The sequence below is a fragment of the Polymorphospora sp. NPDC050346 genome, from assembly GCF_040655695.1.
Taxonomy (GTDB): domain Bacteria; phylum Actinomycetota; class Actinomycetes; order Mycobacteriales; family Micromonosporaceae; genus Polymorphospora; species Polymorphospora lycopeni.
The window spans coordinates 77,532-99,786 of record NZ_JBFAKM010000010.1 but is presented as its reverse complement, the minus strand read 5'-3'; the positions used below and the strand labels follow the sequence as shown (position 1 = coordinate 99,786).

Here is a 22,255-nt window from a genome sequence, read left to right as displayed (position 1 = left end):
TCCAGCGCCCGGCACGACCGAGCCGGCGGAGGTCGCTCCCCCGCCGGCCGGTCGTCACCGGGCGGTCGCCGGCGGCCGGATCGTGGCCGGCGGCCGGATCGTGGGCCGGCGGCCGCTAGACCGGACAGGTGTTCCGGTACTCCTCGACCGCCAGCCCGCCCGGACCCGGGCAGAGGAACTGCGTGTACCGCGTGTCGTTGTCCACGAACCGCTTCAGCCACGAGATCATCTGCTTGGCCATCGGCGTGTTGGAGACCTGCGGGAAGAAGTGGCTGGCGTTGTTGAGCTCCAGGTACGCCTTCTCCGGCGCCGCCGAGATGCTGGCGTAGAACGGCTCGGAGTGGGTCGCGACCGGGGCCACGCTGTCCGACTCTCCGCCGATGATCAGCGTCGGCACCCGCAGCGTCGACCAGCTCTTCGTGGTGTGCCACGGAGCCAGCGGAATGGCCGCCTTCAGATCCGGACGGCTGCGCGCCGCCGCCAGCGAGCCGCCGCCACCCATCGAGTGACCGGCGACCGCCAGCCGGGAGGCGTCGACCCGGCCGCGCACCGAACTCCGGTTGACCAGGTAGTCGAGGGCGGCGAGCAGTTGCCGGCCCCGGCTGTCCGGCTGGTCGAGCGTGGTGTTGGTCTCGATACCGAAGACCACGAAGCCCTGCGAGGCCAGCCGGGGACCGAGCCAGTCCAGGCTGGACCAGTAGGCGGTGAAGCCGGGCGAGATCGCGACCGCACCGAACGTGCCGTCGGCGGTCGTGGTCGGGTAGTAGATCACGCCGCCGCCGAAGCCGGTCGCGACCAGTGAGGAGACGTTGACCGACGAGGTCGCGTACGGGCCCCGGGCGGCCTCGACGCTGGCGTTGGTCGGGGCGGGGCCGCGCTCGTACGGGTTGTCGGCGGCCTGCGCCGCCGGGGCGGCGACGATCGTACCGGCGACCAGGCCGGCGACCATGGTCAGGCCGAGGAGGACGCGGGCCGGGCGGCGGGTCGGGGTGGGACGGGTGGTGGCTGACATGTCACTGCACTCCCTGCCGTGCGGGGATATATCGACATCGGCCAGTTTCTTGCCGGAGGCCGGTCGCCCGCATCGGCGAAACCACCGGTCTCCGCCACCCCGGCCCGCGCACGGCCGGATACCGGTGCCCGGACCGCCGGTCCGGGCCCGGGCACACCCGCCCCCGGCGGCCCCGACGGCGGTCCTTTGTGGTCGCTCCGGTCGCCGGCCGGCGACCGGTCATGCCCTAAGCTCCACTGCGGTTCAGAGCCGCCGAGGAGATCCATGTCGAGCAGTCCCCGTCCCCCGTCGCATCCGATCTCCGCGGCGTGCGGGGCCCTGGTCGGCGCCTCCTGGTTCAACATCGCCAGCTTCGTGGTGGTGGGCGTCAACGCGGTGGCGCTCGGCCTGGAGACGTACGACGCGGTGGTCGCCGTGGCCGGCTCCGCGCTGCGCTGGATCGAGTACGCCTGCCTGGCCTACTTCGTCCTCGAACTGCTCATCCGGTTCGGGGCGCACCTGCCGGCACCCGCCGGCTTCTTCCGGGACGGGTGGAACGTCTTCGACCTGGTGATCGTGACCGCACCCCTGCTTCCGGGCGTACGGGAGAACGTGACGGTGCTGCGGCTGCTGCGCCTGGCGCGGATCGCGCGGGCGTTCCGGCTCTTCCCCAGCCTGCGCGTGATCTTCGTCGGGATCCGGCGCAGCCTACCCGGCCTGGGCAGCTTCCTACTGGTCACCGCCCTACTGCTGTACGGCTACGCGGTGCTCGGCTGGATGCTCTTCGGCACCGCCTATCCCGAGCGGTACGGCACGGTCGGGCAGGCGATGCTGACGCTCTTCCTCCTGCTGTCGCTGGACGGCATCACCGACACACTCCAGGCCGGCCGCCAGGTGACCGACTGGGCGGTCCTCTACTACGTCTCCTACATGGTCGCCGCCTGCTACCTGCTCACGAACCTGCTCGTCGGCCTGGTGCTGACCGCCCTGCAGGAGGCGCACCAGGACGAACGCGCCGCGGCGCTGCAGAGCCGCCGACCGCCGGCCGGCGACGACCGGCGCGAGCCGTCCGTACAGGAGCAGCTGGCCCAACTGCACGCGATCATCAGCGACCTGGAACGGCGGATGCCGGACCGGTCGCCCGCCCCGGATGCCCCCGCCCCAGCCTGCGACGGAACCTGCGACCGGCCGGTGGCCGACCGCGGCGTCGCGGCGTAGCGCCGCCGGGCGAAACGGTGCCGGGTGGCGACCCTCGCGGGCCGCCACCCGGCGGGGGGAGGAGGAGCTATCTGCGCCAGGTCCAGGAGTAGTGGACGTCGTAGACGCCGTCGTGGTCGGAGAACCGGAACACACCCGAGGGCAGCGCGTCGTTGATGGTGTTCAGCGTGAACTGCGAGCTGCCGGCCTGCATGAAGACGTCGTCGTTGAACGAGTTGATGATCCAGTTGACCAACTCGACGGCGAAGTACCCGGCGAGTGCGCCGAGCGCCTGCGCGACCAGCTTGCTGCGCAGGACCGGTTCGAGCACCTGGCCGACCCGCCGTGCGACCTCGGCCTGGACGGTGCCCTTCACCTGCTGCCACACGGTGTTGAGGACGCTGGCGAAGCCGCCCGCGTCGACCTCGGTGAGCAGGACCGACGCGGTGTAGACGCCGGGGTAGGTGGTCGGCAGGTCGAACGAGCCGAACGTGAACCCGTTGTTGTAGAAGGTCCAGATGGTGCCGTCGTCGAAGCCCTGCGGGATCTCGTAGGCACCCACCTGGACCGTGTCACCGCCGGGGGTGACGACCAGGCCGCCGAGGGCGATCTCGTCCGAGCCCCACTCGCCGACGCCGCTGCCGGTCTCGTCGATACAGACGACCTTGTTGATCATGAACTTGAGGCCGGTCTTGGGCTTGGGCGCCGGGGGCGGCTCGCAGATGCCCAGGTCACGGCAGGGGTCCGGCTCCGGGTCCGGGCAGTCCTGGCAGCGGGCGTCCTGCGCGCCACCGGGCGCCTTCAGGGCCGCCTCGGCGTCGTGGCGGGCCTTGAGCGCCGAGCCGAACCGGGCCGGGTCCACCGGCAGCGGGCTCCGGGCGTAGACGTCGGCGAACCCGCGCCCCGCGTACTCGGCGGGAGCGACCTTGCCGTACCGCCCGAACTGGGTGTCGGCCTTGGTCAGCATCGCCTTCGCGCCGTCGGTGTACGCCTGGCGCCGCTGCGCCGGCATGTCCTGGAACGCGTCCGCGAGCTGCGCCTCGATGCTGCCCGCCGGCCACGAGCGATCGGGATCGGCGGCGGCCACGGCGATCGAGTAACGCATCGCGTCGCTGGCGTCGGTGAAGAGCGCGTTCACCATCTCGGTGACGTCGGCCGCGGACGCCGGCGGCGTCGCGGGCTTGGCGACCGCGTGGGTGGCCCCCAGCCCGACGGTCATGACGGCGGCGCAGGTGACCGCGGCGGCTCTGCCGAGCCAACCCACGCGCCGCTGTGAGGTGTGAAGAATTGACATGCGACTGATGCTCATCGCTGGTTGCCGCCCTTACATGGGTGCACACCACCCACATTTCTGCGGCCGTATCCGGCCGATCGGCTGGCAACCGGAACGGCTTGCAAGGGCGTCTACGATCGCGAGGACCACAGTCTCACCAACGAGGGGGACCCATGGCACCCAAGCGCCGGTTCCTGGCCGCACTACTTACCGCGGCCCTGGTCACAGTAGGTTTGGTCGGCGGTGCGGCCACCAACGGCAGCGCATCGTCCAACCCGGACACGGCGGTCGTCACGGCCGCCGGATACCACCCGCACGGCTGCGGGGGATGCGGCAACGGGGGAAGCTGACGGGGTTCGATCCGGCACCACGCGGAAGTGACGTGAACCCGACTCCACTGACCTCGCCCGTCCTGATCGGACGGGATGCCGAGCTCACCACGATCGCCGAGGCGGCCGGCCAGGTCCGCCTCGGTCACGGCCGGGCGCTGTTCGTCACCGGAGAGGCCGGGATCGGCAAGTCCCGGCTGATCCGGGACGCCGGCCGGGCCGTGACCGGGATGACGGTGCTGTCGGGCCGGGCCACCGTGGCCGGCACGTCGATGCCGTTCCGGCCACTGGTCGAGGCACTCAACACCCGCCTGCGGGTCGGCCCGACACCCACCGGCCCGGAACTCGAACCGTTCCGGCCGGCGCTGTCGCGGCTCTTTCCCGAGTGGCGGGCCGACGGCGCGGCCGGGTCCGGCGCGGGCGAGTCCACGCTGGTGCTGGCCGAGGGGGTGCTGCGGCTGCTGGCGGTGCTGGGCCGTGAGCAGCCGCTGCTGCTGGTGCTCGAAGACCTGCACGACGCCGACCCGGAAACCCTCGAGGTGCTCGGCTATCTCACCGCCAACCTGGCCGGGCTGCCCGTACTCGTGCTCGCCTCGCTGCGCACCGGGCCGTCACCGGCGCTCGACCTGGCCTACCGGCTCCGGCGCGACCACGACGTGCCGCTGCTGGCACTGTCCGCGCTGACGCCCGCGCAGGTGACCCAGCTGGCGGCCCAGTGCCTGCGCACCGATCCCGCCGACCTGCCCGATCGGCTGGCGGACCGGCTGGCCCGCAACTCCGACGGGGTGCCGTTCGTCGTCGAGGAGCTGCTCGCCGGCATGATGGCCAGCGGGGCCCTGCGTCAGCACGACGCCCGCTGGCACAGCGACCACGACCTGGCCGGCCCGGTGCCGGTGACGGTCGTACGCGCCGTCGCCGACCGCGCCGACCGGCTCGGGCCACCCGGGCGCCGCCTGCTCGAGGCCGCCGCGGTGATCGGTGCCCGGTTCCCGCTCGCCGTACTGCACTCGATGCTGGAGCAGACCGCCGAGGCGACCGACGAACTGCTGCGCGCCGCGACCGCCGCGCACCTGCTGCGCCCCGACCCGACCGACCCCGACTGGTACGCCTTCCGGCACGCCCTCATCGCCACCGCGCTGCTCGGCGAACTGCCGCACCGCGAACGGTCCCGGCTCGCCGCCACCGCCGCCCGCGCGCTGGCGGCCCGCTATCCGGACCTGCCGGGTGAGCTGTGCCCGCTGGCCGCCGAGCTGCGGCTCGCCGCCGGGGACAGCGCCGGTGCGGCGCACCTGCTGGCCCAGGCCGGCGACCGGGCGCTCGCCCAGGGCGCGGCGAACTCGGCGGCGACGCTGCTCGAACGCGCGCACCACCTGTTGCGCAGCTGCGGCGACCGGCCGGGCTCGGTCGCGGTGCTGGAACGGCTGCTCACCGCCCTGGAGGAGATCGGTGAGTTCGACCGCGCGCAGGGGCTGGTCAACGCGGTCCTGGCGCTGCCCGACCTGACCACCGCCGAGGCGATCGCGCTGCACTCCCGGCTGGGGTGGATGGCTTTCCACGGTGGCCGCACCGCCGACGCGGAGAGCCGTATCGCGGCGGCCCGCATGCTGCTCGGCCCGGACGCCGGTGCCGCGCAGCTCGCCGCCGTCGACGTGGTGCACGCACACGTGCTCAGCCTCCAGGAGGGGCGTGCCGACGAGGCCGAACGGGTCGCGTTGCGGGCGGCGACCGAGGCCGAGCGGGTCCCCCTGCCCGAGGTCGTCTGCCGGGCCCGGCAGCTGCTGGCGCTGATGGCCCGGCGCCGGGGGTTCGCCGAGGCGGACCGGCACCTGCTGGAGGTCCTGCGGGTGGCCGAGGAACACCGGCTACCGCTCTGGCGGATCAGGGCGTCGATCCGGCTCGCCTCCAACCGCATGATCCAGACCGGCCACAGCGAGCAGCTCCGGCAGGCCCGCGCGGCCGCCTGGGCGATGGGCGCGGTACACACCGGCTACGAGGCCGACGCCAGCCTGGCCATGCACGACGTCTTCTACGGCCGGTACGACGAGGCGCTGCGGGGCGCGGGCGAATGCGCGGCGGCGATGGTCCGCTTCGGCAAGGCCGGCGACCTGCGGTACGCGCTCGCGGTCCAGGCGGCCGCCCACGCGCACCGCGCCGACCGGGCCGGCATGGAGGCGGCGCTGGCCGAGTTCGCCCGCCGCGGCGGCCTGGACTCCTACCACATGCCGATCGTGCACGGGCTCTCCCGCGCCTTCTGCGCCCTGCTGGAGGAGGACCGGCCGGCGGCACGTTGCGAACTGGACGCGGCGCGGGCCTTCGACGAACGACGCGACACCATCTACTACCAGTACGGCAGGTACGGGCTGGCGCTGCTGCTGGACGTGCTGGCGGGCGGCGCCGGCCGGCGCGAGTACGAGGAGGTCGCCGCGCACCCGGCCGCCGCGCTGCGCTGGAACCGGCAGTTCGTCCACTTCGCGGACGCGGTGCTGCTCGGTGCCACGGGTGCGGCCGGCCCGGCCGCGACGGCGCTGGCCAGGGCGTGCGAGGCGGCGGCGGTGTTCCCGACCGCGCACCGCCTGGGCCTGCGGCTGGTGGCGGAGGCCGCGCTGGAGCACGGCTGGGGTGATCCGGCCCGGTGGCTTCGGGAGGCCGAACTCCATTTCCAGACCATCGGTACGCCCTGGGTCGCCGCCGCCTGCCGGACCCTGATCCGCCGGGCCGGGCAGCGGGCCCCGCAGCGCCGTACCGGTCACGACCTGCTGCCGCCCCGGTTACGGGAGCGGGGGGTGACCGTACGGGAGCACGAGGTGCTGCTCCTGCTCGCCGAACGGCACGGCAACAAGGAGATCGCCCGCCGCCTCTACCTGTCGCACCGCACCGTCGAGAAGCACGTCGCGAGTCTGCTGCGCAAGTTGGATCAACCGCACCGGTCCGCGCTCTGCGACTATGCCGCCGCCATGCCCGCGCCCGGCCATGGAGAGCCGGCCGGGTAGCACCGACGGCGGGAAGCGATCCGGCGGGTGGCGGCTCAGCCGGGTGGCGGGGCGACGCTGTCGCGGGCGACCAGGGTCGGCGCGATGGTCTGGCGCAGCGCCCCACCGGTGTCGGACTCGATCTGGGTCAGCAGCAACCCGATGCTCGCCCGGGCCACCGCGCCGAAGTCCGGCCGGACGGTGGTCAGCGGTGGGATGAAGTACGCGGCCTCCGGCACGTCGTCGAAGCCGACCACGCTGATCTCGTGCGGCACGCGGCGGCCGTGCTCGTGCAGGGCCCGCAGTACGCCGAGGGCCAGGTGGTCGTTGGCGGTGAAGATCGCGGTGACCTCCGGCATCCGCGCCAGCATCTGCCCGCACCGGTAACCGGCCGCCGCGGACCAGTCCGCCGCGATCAGCGGTGGCACCTCGGCCCCGGCGGCGTGCAGGGCGTCCCGCCAGCCCTCGATGCGGCCGACGCTGTCGAACCAGTCGGACGGCCCGGACACGTGCCAGACGGTGCGGTGCCCGGCGTCGAGCAGGTGCCGGGTGGCCTGCCGGGCACCGGCCACCTGGTCGACCGTCACCAGCGGCACCGGCCGGTTCGGGTCTCCGTCGATGGTGACCAGCGGAATGTCCTTGGGCAGCCGTTCGAGTGCCTCACCGGCCGACTCCACCGGGGCGATCAGGACGATGCCGGCGACCCGGTGGGCGAGGTGCCGCTCGACCACGGCGGAGATCGACCGGTGGTCGAGGTTGCGTACGCTGCCCACGCTGACGGCGAAGCCGGCCTCGGCGGCCTCCTGTTCGAGTGCGGCGAGCAGCGAGGCCGGGCCGTAGAGGGTGGTGTTCTGGGCGACCACGCCGATCACCTGCGAGCGGCCGGTGACGAGCGCGCGGGCCGCCGGATTGGGCCGGTAGCCGATCTCGGCGATCGCGGCCTGGACGCGCAGCCGGGTCTGCTCGCGGACGTTGGGGTGGCCGTTGAGCACCCGGGACACCGTCTGGTGGGAGACTCCGGCGAGGCGAGCCACGTCCGTCATCGCAGGCTCACGCACGGCCATCCACTCCCCGCCTGCCCGTCGGTCGTCGTGGCTCCGTCCACGATGTCCGGAGCGACCCGAGAACCGAAACCCCTCTCGCGGTGTCCACTTCAGCGCTCATCGTCCGGGTGGATAGCGATCACCGTAGTCTACGGCAACCGCCTCCGCCGCAACGGAAAGCACGTCGTCCGTTCGGCGCGTCCGGGCCCGTACGGCCGGCCCCGGAGACGCGACGGAGGTGCCCCGGGCATGGACGAGGACACCTCCGTCACAGCCCGGTCAGAAGCCGCGGGCGAGCCGGTAGTAGGCCTGGTTCCAGCGGATCTCGTCGGCGAACCGGCGGGGGTCGGTGCGCTCGTCGATGACGACCAGCTCGGTACGGCTCATCTCGGCGAGGTCCGTCAGTTCCTCGACCCCCACCGCCTGGGACAGCACGGTGTGGTGCGGGGCGCCCGCGGTGATCCACGCCTCGGCCGAGCCGGGCAGGTGGGGCCGGGGCCGCCAGACGGCACGGGCCACCGGCAGGCTCCGCAGCGGCTGCGGCGGCGCGACGACGTCGACCTCGTTGGCCACCAGCCGGAACCGCTCCCCCATGTCCGCCAGGCCGAGCACCACCGCCGGGCCGGGTGCCGCGTCGAAGACGAGCCGTACCGGGTCCTCGCGCCCGCCGATGCTGAGCGGGTGGATCTCCACGTCCGGTACGCCCGCCGCGATGGTGGGGCACACCTCGAGCATGTGGGCGCCGAGGACGAGTTCCTGGCCGGGCGTCAGATCGTAGGTGTAGTCCTCCATGAAGGACGTTCCACCCTCGACACCGACCGACATCGCCTTGAGGGTGTGGACCAGGACGGAGGTCTTCCAGTCCCCCTCGCCGCCGAAGCCGTAGCCGTCGGCCATCAGCCGTTGCACGGCGATGCCGGGCAGTTGGCGCAGTCCGCCGAGGTCCTCGAAGTTGGTGGTGAACGCCTTGAACCCGCCGCCGTCGAGGAAGGTCCGCAGGCCGATCTCGAGCCGGGCGGCGTAGCGCAGGGAGTCGTGGCGGTCGCCGCCGGGGCGCAGCGCGGCGACCACACGGTAGGTGTCGTCGTACTCCTTGACCAGGTCGTCGACCTGCGCCTCGGTGACCTCGCCGACGACCTGGACCAGATCGTTGACGCCGTACGTGTTGACGGAGACGCCGAAGCGCAGTTCGGCCTCGACCTTGTCGCCCTCGGTCACGGCGACATCGCGCATGTTGTCGCCGAACCGGGCCAGCCGCAGGCTGCGCATCGCCGACCAGCCGAGTGCCGCCCGCGTCCAGGCACCGACGCGGGTGGCGACGCGCGGGTCGGTGACGTGCCCGGCGACGGTCTTGCGGGCCACGCCGAGACGGGTCTGGATGTACCCGAACTCACGGTCGCCGTGGGCGGCCTGGTTCAGGTTCATGAAGTCCATGTCGATCTCGTCCCACGGCAGCAGGACGTTGGCCTGGGTGTGCAGGTGCAGCAGCGGTGTCTGCAACGCGTCGAGGCCGCCGATCCACATCTTGGCCGGCGAGAAGGTGTGCATCCAGGCGATGACCCCGACCGCCCCCTGTACGGCGGCGTCCCGGCAGACCCGCAGGATGTCGGCGCTGGTCGTCAGGACCGGCTTCCAGACCACGCGGGCGGGGATGTCCGGCGAGTCGTCGAGCAGTGCGGCGATCTGCCGGGACTGGTCGGCGACCTGGCGCAGGGTGTCCTCGCCGTACATGGCCTGGCTGCCGGTGAGAAACCAGACCTCGGGTTCAGGGTGGGGTGCCATGGGGTTGCCTTCCGCGAGTGGGGCGATCATTTGAAGCGGATGCCGATAAGGCGTTGCAGGAGGATGAAGGCGAAGAGCAGACCGCCGATCACGATCTTGGTCCACCAGGAGTTGAGGCTGCCGTCGAAGGTGATCAGGGTCTGGATCACGCCCAGGACCAGCACCCCGAGCACGGTGCCGAAGACGTAGCCTGACCCACCGGTCAGGACGGTGCCGCCGATGACGACCGCCGCGATCACGTCGAGTTCCATGCCGACGGCGATCAGCGGCGCGCCCGACAGGGTGTAGAACGACAGCAGGATGCCGCCGATCGCCGAGCACAGGCCGCTGATGGTGTAGACGGCGATCCGGGTACGGCCGACCGGCAGCCCCATCAGCAGGGCCGACTGCGGGTTGCCGCCGATCGCGTGGACGTTGCGGCCGAAGCGGGTGTAGGCCAGGACCCAGGCCGCGACGAGCACGACGACGAACGCGATGAGCACGCTGATCGACACGAAATTGCCACGCGGATCGCCGATGCGCTGCTGGGACATCGTGGTCCAGAAGCCGTCGGTGATCGGGATCGACCGGTCGCTGATGAAGGTGCACATGCCCCGCGCGAAGAACATCCCGGCGAGCGTGACGATGAACGGCTGGATCTCGAAGTAGTGGATGGCGCAGCCCATCAGGAAGCCCAGCGTCGGTCCGATGAGGAGCGCGATCAGCAGCACCGGCAGCGCGGGCAGGCCACCCTCGAGCAGCCACGCCGAGACCATCGCCGTCATCGCCACGACCGAGCCGACCGACAGGTCGATGCCGCCGGTGAGGATCACGAAGGTCATCCCGACCGCGACGACGAGCAGGAACCCGTTGTCGATGAAGATGTTGAAGACGACCTGGACGTTGGAGAAGGCCCGGTACTGGGACACCCCGATGCCGTACATGACCAGAAGCAGGGCCAGGGTGGCCAGGACCGGAATGTGCCGGCGGGGCAGGCGGGGCCGCGGGCGGCCGGTGGTCAGGGTCGAACTGGTCATGCCGGCACCTGCTCCTTCTGCCGCTGCGGGGCCGTCGGCCGAGGCGGGGTGTTGCGACGGCGGGTGAACTTCGCGCGGAACGCCGGGGCCTGGACGAGACAGACGGCGATGACGACGACCGCCTTGAACAGCAGGGCGGTCTGCGGCGAGATGTTCATCGCGTACACCGACGTGGTCAGGGTCTGGATGATCAGCGCGCCGAGGATCGTCCCGCTGAGGAAGAACCGGCCGCCGGCCAACGCGGTGCCGCCGATGACGACCGCCAGGATCGCGTCGAGTTCGACCCAGAGGCCGGCCGCGTTGCCGTCGGCGCTGGAGACGTTGGCCGTCATCATGAACCCGGCCACCGCCGCGCAGCCGGCGCTGATCACGTACACCAGGAAGATGATCCGGCCGGAGCGGATGCCGGCGAGCCGGCTGGCCTCGGCGTTACCGCCGACCGACTCGATGATCATGCCCAGTGCGGTACGGCGGGTGATCACCGCCACCAGCAGGGCCGCCGCCAGCGCGATGAAGATCGCCAGCGGCAGGGTGAGGAAGTGACCGAGCCCTATCGCCCGGTAGGGCCCGGAGTTGACCGTGACGATCTGGCCCTCGGTGATCAGCTGCGCGAGGCCCCGGCCGGCCACCATCAGGATCAGGGTGGCGATGATCGGTTGGATGCCGATGACGGCGACCAGGACTCCGTTCCACGCACCGAGCGCCAGCGCGACCCCGAACGCCAGGGCCAGCGCGGTCAGGACGGTGGCGAGACTGTTCTGGTCGGGCTGGCCGCTGATGTAGACGCAGGCGACGGCGCCGCTGATGGCACAGAGCGAACCGACGGACAGGTCGATGCCGCCGGTCGAGATGACCAGGGTCATGCCCAGCGCGACGAGGATCAGGGGCGCGCTCAACCGCAGGATGTCGATCGGGGTCCCGTAGAGGTGGCCGTCCTTGACCTCGATCGCGAGGAACCCGGGACGGTAGATCGTGTTGGCGGCCAGCATGAGCACGAGTACGGCGGCCGGCCAGAAGAGCCGGTGACCGATCAGCGCCCGGTAGCGGCTGCGTACGTCGTTCATCGGGTCGCCTCCTCCCGCTCGGATCCGCTGGCGATGGTCTGCATGACGCGGTCGGCGTCGACGGTGTCGTCGTTGGTGAGCTGGGCGACCATCTCCCGGTCGCGCATGACCACGACCTTGTGGCTCAGCCGCAGCACCTCCTCCAGTTCGGCGGAGATGAACAGCACGGCCATGCCGCCGTCGGAGAGCTGCACCACCAGCTTCTGGATCTCGGCCTTCGCGCCGATGTCGATGCCCCGGGTGGGTTCGTCGAGGATCAGCAGCCGGGGCTCGGTGATCAGCCACCGGGCCAGAAGCACCTTCTGCTGGTTGCCGCCGGACAGGTTGCGTACCGGCATCTCCGGGTCGGCCGGCCGGATACTCAACGCCCGGACGTACTTGTCGACCAGCTCGTCCTGACGGCGGCGCGGGATCGGCCGGAGCCAGCCGCGCGCGGCCTGCATCGCGAGGATCATGTTCTCGCGGACCGACAGGTCGGCGATGATGCCCTCCGCGCGGCGGTTCTCCGAGCAGAAGCCGATGCCGTGGCCGATCGCCTGGACGGGGTTGCGCAGCGCCGCCCGCCGGCCGCTGACGGAGGCATGGCCGTGATCGGCGCGGTCGGCGCCGAACAGCAGCCGCGCCGCCTCGGTGCGACCGGAGCCGAGCAGGCCGGCCAGGCCGACCACCTCGCCGGCGTGGATGGTGAGGCTGAACGGCTCGACCGCGCCCTTGCGCCCGAGGTCGGCCACCTCCACGAACGGGGTCCCGCTCTCCAGCGCGGCCACGTCGGGGCGCGGCTGTTCCTCCAGCCGTTCGAGGACGTCGAGCTCCTTGCCGATCATCTTCTCGACCAGGGTGAGCTGCGGCAGTTCCGCGGTCGGATACTCGCCGACCAGCCGGCCGTTGCGCAGCACGGTGATGCGGTCGGCGATGCCGTAGACCTGGTCGAGGAAGTGGGTCACGAACAGCAGGGCGATGCCCTCGTCCCGCAACTGGCGCATGATGCGGAACAGTTGCGCGACCTCGCCGGCGTCCAGGCTGGACGTCGGCTCGTCCAGGATCAGCACCCGCGCCTGTACGTCGATCGCCCGGGCGATCGCGACCATCTGCTGCACGGCCAGCGAGTACGTCCCCAGCGGCGCGGTGACGTCGATGTCGATCTCCAGGCGGGCGAGCAGTGCCCGGGCGCGACGGCGCACCTCGCCCCAGCGGACCGCGCCGAAGCGGCGGGGTTCACGGCCGATGAAGATGTTCTCCGCGACCGACAGGTTGGTGCAGAGGTTGACCTCCTGGTAGACGGTGCTGACCCCGGCCGCGGTCGCCCGCATCGGACCGCTGAAGGCCACCTGCTCCCCGTCGAGGGTGATGGTGCCCTCGTCGATGCCGTAGACGCCGGTCAACACCTTGATCAGGGTTGACTTGCCGGCGCCGTTCTCGCCCATCAGGGCGTGTACCTCGCCCGGGAAGAGCCGGAAGTCGACGTCTTGGAGTGCGCGTACCCCGGGGAAGGTCTTGCTGATCCCGGTCATCGTCAGGACCGGACGGCTATCCGTCATCGGAACCTTTCCATGGATGCTCCGGCCGTCCGGCCGGAGAGGAATCGGAGCCCCTGCGGTGCAGGGCAGGGAAAGCCGATCCGCCGCCCCAGCGGATCAGCGTCCACGTCTACCACCGCGCCACCGCGAGACCCACCGGTCAGCCCGCTAACATGCGAGCCGTGGCCAGGACGGTGAAGCGGGCGTTCAAGTACCGCTTCTACCCCACCCCCGGGCAGGCAGCCGAGCTTGCCCGCACGTTCGGGTGCGTCCGGCTGGTCTACAACATGGCCCTGCAGGCCAGGACCGAGGCGTGGACGCTGCGTCGGCAGCGGGTCAGCTACAACGCGACCTCGGCTCTGCTGACCGGTTGGAAGAAGACCGAGGAACTGGCGTTCCTCAACGAGGTCTCCTCGGTGCCGTTGCAGCAGGCCCTGCGACACCTGCAGGTGGCTTTCACGAACTTCTGGGCCAAACGCGCGCGGTATCCGTCGTTCAAGTCGAGAAAGAGGTCCCGCCGGTCGGCGGAGTACACCACCAGCGCCTTCCGGTTCCGCGACGGCGAACTGAGGTTGGCGAAGATGTCCGCGCCGTTGGACATCGTGTGGTCCAGGCCGCTGCCGGCGGGTGCCTCGCTGTCCACGGTGACCGTGTCCCAGGACGCCGCCGGGCGCTGGTTCGTGTCCCTGCTCTGCGACGATGTGATCGAACAGGTCCCGACCCTGGGTGTGGTCGGGATCGATGCCGGCCTCGACAGCCTGCTGACCCTGTCGACCGGGGAGAAGATCGTCAACCCCCGCCATGAACGCGCCAACCGCCAACGCCTGGCGAAGGCACAGCGGAACCTTGCCCGTAAGAAAAAGGGTTCGGCGAACCGGGCCAAGGCCCGGCTGAAGGTCGCCCGCGTCCATGCGCGGATCGGCGACCGGCGCCGTGACCACCTGCACAAGCTGACCACTCGACTCGTGCGTGAGAACCAAACGCTCGTGATCGAGGACCTGACCGTACGCAACATGGTCAAGAACCGGAGCCTGGCCCGCGCCATCTCGGATGCGGGCTGGCGGCAGTTCCGCACCATGCTGGAGTACAAGGCCGACTGGCACGGCCGGAACCTGGTCGTCGTGGACCGCTGGTTCCCGTCGTCGAAACTGTGCTCCACCTGTGGTGCGCTCGCAGAGCGGATGCCGCTGAACGTACGGACATGGACGTGCCGGTGCGGCACCGTCCACGACCGGGACGTGAACGCGGCCCGCAACATCCTGGCCGCCGGACTGGCGGTGACAGCCTGCGGAGACGGTGTAAGACCTCAACGGGAATCCTCCCGGACGGGGCGGTCGTCGGCGAAACAGGAAAACCCGAGGGCGACCAAGGGAGTCCCCGTCCTTTAGGGCAGTGGAGAATGTCAACCCATCGGACCTCTTCTGCTTGCGGTGCAGAGGAGCCGTAGGCCCGGCCGGTCGGGGCCGGCTGCGGCACCCGGGGCCGCCAAGGCGGGCGGCCCCGGACCCCGGTCAGTACTTGCGGTTGGGCAGGGCTTCCTTGGCCTGCTCCTGGGTGAAGGTGGTCTCCTCGGTCTCGATCCGGGGCGGCACCGTCTCACCGGCGTGGACCTTCTTGGCCAGGTCCATCAGCTGTGGGCCGAGCAGCGGGCTGCACTCGGCGATGAAGTTGAACTTGCCGTCCGCCAGGGCCTGCATGCCGTCGCGTACGGCGTCGATGGTGATGATGATGATGTCCTTGCCGGGCACCTTGCCGGCGGCGGTGATCGCCTCCAGGGCACCCAGGCCCATGTCGTCGTTGTGCGCGAACAGCACGTCGATCTTCGGGTTGGCCTTGAGGAACTGCTCCATGACCTGCTTGCCGCCGGCCCGGGTGAAGTCACCCGACTGCGAGGCGACGATCGACAGGTTGGGGTTGGCGGCAATCGCCTCGGCGAAGCCCTTCTTGCGGTCGTTGGCCGGCGCCGACCCGGTGGTGCCCTGCAGTTCGACGATGTTCACCGGGCCGGTCGCGGACTTGGTCTGCTCCAGCAGCCACTCCCCCGACAGCCGGCCTTCCTTGACGAAGTCCGAGCCGAGGAAGGTCTTGTACAGCGTCTTGTCGGCCGAGTCGACGGCGCGGTCGGTGAGGATGACCGGGATGTCGGCGTCCTTCGCCTCCTTGAGCACGGTGTCCCAGCCGGACTCCACCACCGGCGAGAAGGCGATCACGTCGACCTTCTGCTGGATGAAGTTGCGGATGGCCTTGATCTGGTTCTCCTGCTTCTGCTGGGCGTCGTCGAACTTCAGCTCGATGTCCGCGGCGGCGGCCGCCTCCTTGACCGAGGTGGTGTTCGCCGTACGCCAGCCGCTCTCCGCGCCGACCTGGGAGAAGCCCAGGGTGATCTTGCCGTCGTCGGCGGCGGCCCCGCCGGTGTCGCTGTTGCCGCAGGCGGCCAGGCCGCCGACGAGCAGTACGGCGCCGAGCGCCGCGGCGACGGGGCGGGCCAGGCGGAACCTCTTCGTGCCTCTCATCGGATCTCCTTCCGGGGGTGGTGGATACACCTGTCCGTGCGTGGACCCGGGGGGATGCACGGGCTGGTGCGGTTCAGGTGTGGTCGCGGCCGCACCGCGAGACGGTGCGCCGGCCGAGCCGTGGGTGTCGCCCGGCTAGGTGTTCGTCGGCGACACCGGGCGTTGGCCGTAGACGTTCTGGTAGCGGTCGTAGAGCGCGTCGACGTCGGCCGGATCGATCGGTACCGGCTGCCCGAGCGCCCGGGCCAGGTGCGCCGTACGGGCGACGTCCTCGCACATCACCGCGGCCTTGACGGCCGCGCGGGCGTCCCGGCCGATGGTGAAGACGCCGTGGTTGCGCATGAGTACGGCCGGCGAACGGTGTCCGGTGAGGGTCGAGACGATGCCCTTGCCGATGTCGTCGCCGCCGATCAGCGCGAACGGCCCGATCGGTATCTCCCCGCCGAACTCGTCGGCCTGCGCGGTCAGGTGGCAGGGAATCGCCTCGCCACGGGCGGCCCAGGCGGTGGCGTACGTGCTGTGGGTGTGGACGACCCCGCCGACCTCCGGCATGGCCCGGTAGACGTAGGCGTGGGCGGCGGTGTCGCTGGACGGGGAGTGGTCGCCTTCGACGACGGCACCGTCGAGGTCGCAGACGACCATGTTGTCGGCGGAGAGGTCGTCGTAGTCGACGCCGCTCGGTTTGATGACCATGAGGTCCCGGCCCGGTACCCGGGCGGAGACGTTGCCGGCGGTCCAGGCGACCAGCCCGTACCGGGTGAGTTCGGCGTGCAGCCTGGCGACCGTCTCCCGCAGCCGCGCGATCTGCTGTCCTGACTGGACGCTCATACCGCCACCTCCTGGGGGGTCGTGGCCGGTGCCGCCCCGTCGGCGGCGGCGTTACGGATCGCCCGCAGCCGGGACATGACGTCGTTGGCGCCGCGACCGAAGTGGTCGTGCAGCAGCCGGTACTCGGCGTAGAGGGCGTCGTACGCCCGTACGTGGTCGGCCTGCGGCCGGTAGACGTTGCGGTGCACCCGGCCCATCGCCTTCGACGCCGCGTAGACGTCCGGGTAGGCGCCGGCGGCCACCGCGGCGTGGATCGCCGAGCCGAGCGCGGGGCCCTGGGCCGAGCCGATGATGCTCAGCGGCCGGTCGGTGACGTCGGCGTAGATCTGCATCAGCAGCGGGTTGGCGGTCAGGCCGCCGGCCATCACCAGTTCCCGTACCGGCACTCCGGCGTCGGCGAACGCTTCGATGATCATGCGGGTCCCGTACGCCGTCGACTCCAGCAGCGCCCGGTAGACGTCCTGCGGGCGGGTGGCCAGCGTCATCCCGACGATGAGGCCGCTGAGGTCGTGGTTGACCAGCAGGGAACGGTTGCCGTTCCACCAGTCGAGGGCGACCAGGCCGTGGGCCCCGACCGGCTGGGCCGCCGCGAGTTCCGACAGCCGCTCGTGCGAGGCCACCCCGACGGGGGCGGCGTGCTCGACGAACCAGCCGAAGATGTCCCCGACCCCGCTCTGCCCGGCCTCGTAGCCCCACATGCCGGGGCTCAGCCCGCCCTCGACCACGCCGCACATGCCGGGGACCTCGCCGAGGCCGGTGCCGTTGACGACGTGACAGGTCGAGGTGCCCATGATGGCGACCAGGTGTCCCGGCTCCAGGGCCTGGGCGGAGGCCGCGGTGACGTGGGCGTCGACGTTGCCGACGGCGACCGCGATCCCCTCCGGCAGCCCGGTCCACGCCGCGGCCCGCGCGGTGAGCGAGCCGGCCCGTTCGCCCATCGCCATCAGCGGGCCGTCCAGCTTGCCCACGAAGTCGACGAAGCCGGGGTCGAGCGCCGCCAGGTATTCGGCCGACGGGTATCGGCCGTCCTGCCGGATGCCCTTGTAGCCGGCGGTGCAGATGTTGCGGGTCTCGGTGCCGCAGAGCTGCCAGATGATCCAGTCGGCGGCCTCGACGAAGCGCTCGGCGCGCCGGTAGACCTCCGGGTCCTCGTCGAGGATCTGGAGTCCCTTGGCGAACTGCCACTCGGCCGAGATCTTGCCGCCGTACCGGTTGATCCAGGGCTCGCCCCGCTCGTGGGCCAGCGCGTTGATCCGGTCGGCGTGCGGTTGGGCGGCGTGGTGCTTCCAGAGCTTGACCCAGGAGTGCGGGCGGTCGCGCAGTTCGGGGACCTCGCACAGCGGGGTGCCGTCGGCGAGCGTCGGCAGCACCGTGCAGGCGGTGAAGTCGGTGCCGATGCCGATCACGTGGGCCGGATCCACCCCGGCGTCGGTCAGGGCCGCGGGTACGGCGTGCCGCAGTACGCCGACGTAGTCCGCCGGGTCCTGTAGTGCCCAGTCCGGCGGCAGGGGCCGTCCGCCGTCCGGGAGGGCGGCCTCCATGACGCCTCGGGGGTACTCGTAAACGGCGGTGCCCATCTCGGCGCCGTCGCCGACCCGGACCACCAGCGCGCGTCCCGACAGGGTGCCGTAGTCGACACCGACGACATACCGGTCGCCCGGCGCGTCCACATCGCTCATGTCCATCTCCAACCCGTAGACGAACCTCAGTGTTAGCGCTCACAACGATGGGGTCAAGACACCTTCCGGCAACATCTCCGTAACGGAGACCGGAAGTTGCTTGCGCCACGGCGCCGGGCGCCGAGATCAAACGGCTACGAACTGGCCGGTAGGGAATGGGAGCCACGCCGCGCGGCCGCCGACGGACGAACCCGAGGGCTTGCCCGACCGTCCGGTAGCCGCTATGTTAGCGATCACAGACCCGGGCGACGACAGGATGCGGCGCCAGCCGACCCCCTGTGCCATCGGTCACAGCCGATGCCGCCCCGGAATCCCGGCGCCCGACGGCGGGGTTCGCACGGGCATGACGACAATCGGACTCATCGGCAGTGGACACATCGGCGGCACGCTCGCCCGGCTGGCGGTCGCCGCCGGCCACGACGTGGTGCTCAGCAACTCGCGCGGTCCCGAGACGCTCGCGGAACTCGTCGACGAACTCGGCCCGAAGGCCCGTGCCGGCACTCCTGCCGAGGCGGCCGAGGCCGGCGACATCGTGGTCGTCACCGTGCCCCTGAAGGCATACCGGGACGTCCCGGCCGGACCGCTGGCCGGCAAGGTGGTCGTCGACACCAACAACTACTACCCCGAGCGGGACGGCCGGATCGCCGAACTCGAGGACGGCTCCACCACCACCGGCGAACTGCTTGCGCGGCACCTCACCGACGCCCTGGTGGTCAAGGGCTTCAACAACATCTTCTTCGCGCACCTGGCGTCGCTGGGCCGCCCGGCGGGCGCGGCCGACCGGACGGCGCTGCCGGTCGCCGGCGACGACCCGGCCGCGAAGCGGGCGATTGCCGATTTCCTCGACAGCATCGGCTACGACACCGTCGACATCGGGCCGCTCGCCGAGAACTGGCGCACCCAGCGGGACACCCCGGTCTACGTCACCCCGTACGGCGCCTTCGACGACCCGTTGGGCACCCCGGCCGACGCCCCGACGATCCGCGACGCGGTCGCGGCGGCCACCCGGGCCTGACCCGCGGGCGGCGGCCGCCCGGACCCGGGCGGCCGCCGTGGTCAGCAGTTGTTGCTCGTCCGGGTGACCGTGTATTCGCTGTCGTCGTGGGTGATGCCGGACGGCGCCCCGTCGAAGTACGTCTCGACCTTGCGCCAGCCCCGGCGCTGCTCGTAGTGCAGGTGCGGCGCGCCCGAGTTGCCGGTGCTGCCGACCAGCCCGATCTGCTCGCCCCGGGCGACCCGCTGACCGACCTCGACCAGCGGTGGTTCGAGCAGATGGAGATACTGCGTCTCCCACCGGCCACCGTGGTCGATCTTCACCCAGTAGCCGCCCCCACGGCCCCGCGGCCCCTGCGGATCCTGCGGCGTACGGCCGCCCAGCGTCCCGTTGACGCCCGCCGCGGTGACCCGGCCGGCGTACGACGCGAGCACCGGTCGCCCCCACGACTCCCCCTCCATGGGGAACAGGTCGACGTCGTAGTCGTCGTGGCCGGGGTAGGTGCCGAGCTGCCACAGCTCCCCACACGCCACCGGAAGCTGGAAATGCGGTCGCGGCCCCGGCCGCAGCAACGGCACGACGACGGCGACGGCGAGGACGGCGCCGAGCGCGCCGAGTGCGAGAAGTAGAAGAACGAAGCGGCCCCGGCGGGGGCGGGATCTGCCTGGGCGACCGGTCGTCACCGCTCCGAGCATGGCAGACACCGGCAAGGTGCGGTGGTGGATGGGGCGGTATTTTCCTCTCGTACGCTGTCCCGGCGGAATGTCCGGGGTGGGCGCCATCGGGCGTTCACCGGCCGGGGATACCCTGCCGCGCTGGTTCACCGCGAAGCGGAGGCGGACGTACATGATCGATGACCTGGACCTCGCGTACGACGAACGGACCGGGAAGGGCCGGCACCGCCGTCCCGGCGGTCCGGGCAAGATGATCGTCGCCCTGGTGGTCGCCGTGGTCCTCGTCGGCGGGGTCGGCTGGTACGGCTTCAACATGTTCTTCGCCGCCCCGGACCACAGCGGTGACGGCACCGGCGAGGTGACCGTCGAGGTACGTGCCGGCGAGAGCGCCGCCCAGATCGCCGGCACCCTGGTCGACGCCGGCGTGGTCAAGAGCGCCAAGGCGTTCGTGAACGCCGCCCGCGACGACCCGCGCAGCCAGGGCATCCAGCCCGGCCGCTACACGCTGCGCAGGGAGATGAGGGCCGAGGCGGCGCTGGCGATGCTGCTCGACCTCGACAACAAGATCCTCAACGGGGTGACCGTCCCCGACGGCCGCAGTACCAAACAGACCCTGGACCTGCTCGCCAAGGAAACCGGACTGCCGGTGGAGGACTTCCGGAAGGCGGCGGAGGACCCGGTCGCCCTGGGCGTACCGGACTCGTGGTTCACCCGCAACGACGGCAAGAAGGTGACCCGCTCGGTGGAGGGCTTCCTCTACCCGGACACCTACGAACTCGGCGAGGACGTGACCGCCGAGGGCATCCTGAAGATGATGGTGCAGAACTTCCTCACCGTCACCGGCGAGATGCGGTTCGCCGAACGGGTCGAGGCCGAACGCGGCGGCATCTCCCCGTACGAGGCACTGATCGTCGCCTCGCTCGCCCAGGCCGAGGCGGGCACCACCGAGGACCTCGGCAAGGTCGCCCGGGTCGCCTACAACCGGGCCTACGGCGACTTCCCCTGCGGCTGCCTGGAGATGGACGTCACGGTCAACTACTGGCTGGAGGTCACCGGCAAGCCGACCAAGACCTCCGCCGAGATGACCCAGGACGAACTGCTCGGCGTCGACAACCCGTACAGCCGCAAGCTGCGCGGCCTGGTCCCGACCCCGATCAACAACCCGGGCAAGCTGGCACTGGAAGGCGCGATGGACCCGCCACCGGGCGACTGGACCTTCTTCGTCGCGATCGACAAGAGCGGCCGCTCGGCCTTCGCCGACAACTACTCCGACCATCTGAAGAACGAGGCCATCGCCCGCGAGAACGGCGTCCTGTGACCCGGTCCCACAAGCCGGCCCGATCCCTTGTGGAGGGTCGTCTCGGCCCCCCGTGTGGTAGAAGTTGGCGCGGGGAGCACCGGGTGGCGAGGAGGGTCGCGTGCGGGTCGAATACCTGTCCGACCACGGTGGCCAGCAGTTGCGGCAGGCCGAGGAGCAGCTGCACCATGCCCAGGCCGGTCTCGCCTCGTGGCACGACGCCGACGCGCGGGCCAGCGCCGACCTGAAGTCCGCGCGGCGGGCGAAGCCGCTGTGGAAACGCCTGCTGTTCGTGGCCACCCCCGAGGAGACCGCCGCCCGGGCCCGCCGGGCGCAGGCCAGGCAGCAGGCGTTCCACGCCGGGCAGAACGTGCGGCAGATCGACCACGTCGTACGGCAGCGGGCGGCCGGCGTGGCGGGCGAGGACGCGCTGGCCTTCGAGCTGTCCAGCCTGTCCGACGAGTGGGTCTGGCTGCGCGGTTACCGCAACCGGCGCGGGGAGACCGACCACGTACTGGTCGGGCCGCAGGGTGTGTGGGCGATCGAGGTGAAGCTGCGGCGGGTCCGGATCCATGCCGACGGTGACGAGTGGTGGTTCGAGAAACTGGACCGCTGGGGAAACGTCGTGGATTCCGGGCCGGCTACCGATCGCGGCGGACGGAGCTGGGCCCGCCAGGTGACCGACGTGGCCGGCGACCTCGCGGCGTGGCTCGGCCGCAACGGCCAGGCGGTGCCGGTCCGCACCGCGGTGATGTTGATGCACGAGCAGGCGCAGATCGGGCGTTGCGACAACCTGGGCGTCGACGTGGTCGCCACCGAGACCGGATATCTCCTGCGGGAGATGTGGCAGCGGGCGTCACCGCTGAGCCCCGACGACCGCGCCAGCATCGTCGCGCTGATCCAGCGCGACCACCGGTTCCACCAGGGTCGGCGACGCAGGCGCTGACACCGGAACGAGTCCCGGTGCGAGCCGGGGCCCGAGACCCGGCCCCGCACCGCCATGCCGGACCGGCCGCCCGGTCGGGCGGCTGACGAGGTCCACCGTGCCGGCACCCGTTCATCGACCGGAAGTCAAGTCTGGCGACACCT

Annotated in this window: 17 protein-coding genes; 6 read left to right on the top strand and 11 right to left on the bottom strand. The window is 71.3% G+C overall.

From position 1 onward, the window contains the following. Positions 1-115: 115 nt before the first annotated feature. Entirely contained in the window at positions 116-1,012 is an 897-nt protein-coding gene (locus AB0I42_RS13025) for an alpha/beta hydrolase (RefSeq protein ID WP_357536948.1), read from the bottom strand. A gap of 264 nt (positions 1,013-1,276) precedes the next feature. Here AB0I42_RS13025 and AB0I42_RS13020 point away from each other — a divergent pair, with 264 nt between their 5' ends. After that, positions 1,277-2,209: an ion transporter gene (locus tag AB0I42_RS13020; RefSeq protein ID WP_357536946.1), complete on the top strand. Its 933-nt coding sequence runs from the start codon at positions 1,277-1,279 to the stop codon at positions 2,207-2,209. Positions 2,210-2,276: 67 nt separating this feature from the next. On the opposite strand, the gene AB0I42_RS13015 is transcribed toward AB0I42_RS13020, so the two are convergent. Further along, positions 2,277-3,482 carry a hypothetical protein gene (locus AB0I42_RS13015; protein WP_357536944.1) on the bottom strand — a complete coding sequence of 402 codons (1,206 nt, stop codon included), beginning with the start codon at positions 3,480-3,482 and terminating at the stop codon, positions 2,277-2,279. Positions 3,483-3,843: 361 nt separating this feature from the next. On the opposite strand from AB0I42_RS13015, the gene AB0I42_RS13010 reads away from it, so the two are divergent. Beyond that, on the top strand, positions 3,844-6,780 hold the full coding sequence (locus AB0I42_RS13010) for an AAA family ATPase (protein ID WP_357536942.1): 2,937 nt from the start codon (positions 3,844-3,846) through the stop codon (positions 6,778-6,780). A 35-nt stretch (positions 6,781-6,815) separates the two neighbouring features. On the opposite strand, the gene AB0I42_RS13005 is transcribed toward AB0I42_RS13010, so the two are convergent. The 5 genes from AB0I42_RS13005 to AB0I42_RS12985 form a co-directional block, all read right to left on the bottom strand. Continuing rightward, positions 6,816-7,802, bottom strand: coding sequence for a LacI family DNA-binding transcriptional regulator (locus AB0I42_RS13005; protein ID WP_357536940.1), 987 nt, complete (start codon positions 7,800-7,802; stop codon positions 6,816-6,818). Positions 7,803-8,081: 279 nt separating this feature from the next. Next, positions 8,082-9,584: an L-arabinose isomerase gene (gene araA, locus AB0I42_RS13000; RefSeq protein WP_357536938.1), complete on the bottom strand. Its 1,503-nt coding sequence runs from the start codon at positions 9,582-9,584 to the stop codon at positions 8,082-8,084. Between the two features lie 26 nt (positions 9,585-9,610). Next, positions 9,611-10,600, bottom strand: coding sequence for a galactofuranose ABC transporter, permease protein YjfF (yjfF, locus tag AB0I42_RS12995; RefSeq protein ID WP_357536936.1), 990 nt, complete (start codon positions 10,598-10,600; stop codon positions 9,611-9,613). Continuing rightward, a complete protein-coding gene (locus AB0I42_RS12990; protein WP_357536934.1) occupies positions 10,597-11,664 on the bottom strand; it encodes an ABC transporter permease in 1,068 nt (355 codons plus the stop codon). Before AB0I42_RS12990 ends, yjfF begins: the two co-directional genes overlap by 4 nt. After that, complete coding sequence (locus AB0I42_RS12985; RefSeq protein ID WP_357536932.1) at positions 11,661-13,202, bottom strand: sugar ABC transporter ATP-binding protein; 1,542 nt, start codon at positions 13,200-13,202, stop codon at positions 11,661-11,663. The genes AB0I42_RS12990 and AB0I42_RS12985 overlap by 4 nt, the downstream gene beginning before the upstream one ends. 161 nt (positions 13,203-13,363) lie before the next feature. Here AB0I42_RS12985 and AB0I42_RS12980 point away from each other — a divergent pair, with 161 nt between their 5' ends. After that, the gene (locus AB0I42_RS12980; protein WP_357536930.1) at positions 13,364-14,569 is read left to right on the top strand and encodes an RNA-guided endonuclease TnpB family protein; all 1,206 of its coding nucleotides are present in this window, start codon (positions 13,364-13,366) and stop codon (positions 14,567-14,569) included. 123 nt (positions 14,570-14,692) lie between these two features. On the opposite strand, the gene AB0I42_RS12975 is transcribed toward AB0I42_RS12980, so the two are convergent. From AB0I42_RS12975 to araB, 3 genes are all read right to left on the bottom strand, one after another. After that, on the bottom strand, positions 14,693-15,694 hold the full coding sequence (locus AB0I42_RS12975) for an ABC transporter substrate-binding protein (protein ID WP_357536929.1): 1,002 nt from the start codon (positions 15,692-15,694) through the stop codon (positions 14,693-14,695). Between the two features lie 135 nt (positions 15,695-15,829). Continuing rightward, positions 15,830-16,522, bottom strand: coding sequence for an L-ribulose-5-phosphate 4-epimerase (locus AB0I42_RS12970; protein WP_357536927.1), 693 nt, complete (start codon positions 16,520-16,522; stop codon positions 15,830-15,832). After that, the gene (gene araB, locus AB0I42_RS12965) at positions 16,519-18,201 is read right to left on the bottom strand and encodes a ribulokinase (RefSeq protein WP_357536925.1); all 1,683 of its coding nucleotides are present in this window, start codon (positions 18,199-18,201) and stop codon (positions 16,519-16,521) included. The genes AB0I42_RS12970 and araB overlap by 4 nt, the downstream gene beginning before the upstream one ends. Positions 18,202-18,544: 343 nt before the next feature. On the opposite strand from araB, the gene AB0I42_RS12960 reads away from it, so the two are divergent. Continuing rightward, positions 18,545-19,216 carry an NADPH-dependent F420 reductase gene (locus AB0I42_RS12960; protein ID WP_357536923.1) on the top strand — a complete coding sequence of 224 codons (672 nt, stop codon included), beginning with the start codon at positions 18,545-18,547 and terminating at the stop codon, positions 19,214-19,216. Between the two features lie 41 nt (positions 19,217-19,257). Here AB0I42_RS12960 and AB0I42_RS12955 read toward each other — a convergent pair whose 3' ends face one another. Next, on the bottom strand, positions 19,258-19,878 hold the full coding sequence (locus AB0I42_RS12955) for a M23 family metallopeptidase (protein WP_357536922.1): 621 nt from the start codon (positions 19,876-19,878) through the stop codon (positions 19,258-19,260). Between the two features lie 163 nt (positions 19,879-20,041). On the opposite strand from AB0I42_RS12955, the gene mltG reads away from it, so the two are divergent. Together mltG and AB0I42_RS12945 are read left to right on the top strand one after the other, a co-directional pair. Beyond that, entirely contained in the window at positions 20,042-21,187 is a 1,146-nt protein-coding gene (gene mltG / locus AB0I42_RS12950) for an endolytic transglycosylase MltG (RefSeq protein WP_357536920.1), read from the top strand. Between the two features lie 100 nt (positions 21,188-21,287). Beyond that, on the top strand, positions 21,288-22,112 hold the full coding sequence (locus tag AB0I42_RS12945) for a nuclease-related domain-containing protein (RefSeq protein WP_357536919.1): 825 nt from the start codon (positions 21,288-21,290) through the stop codon (positions 22,110-22,112). Positions 22,113-22,255 lie beyond the last annotated feature (143 nt).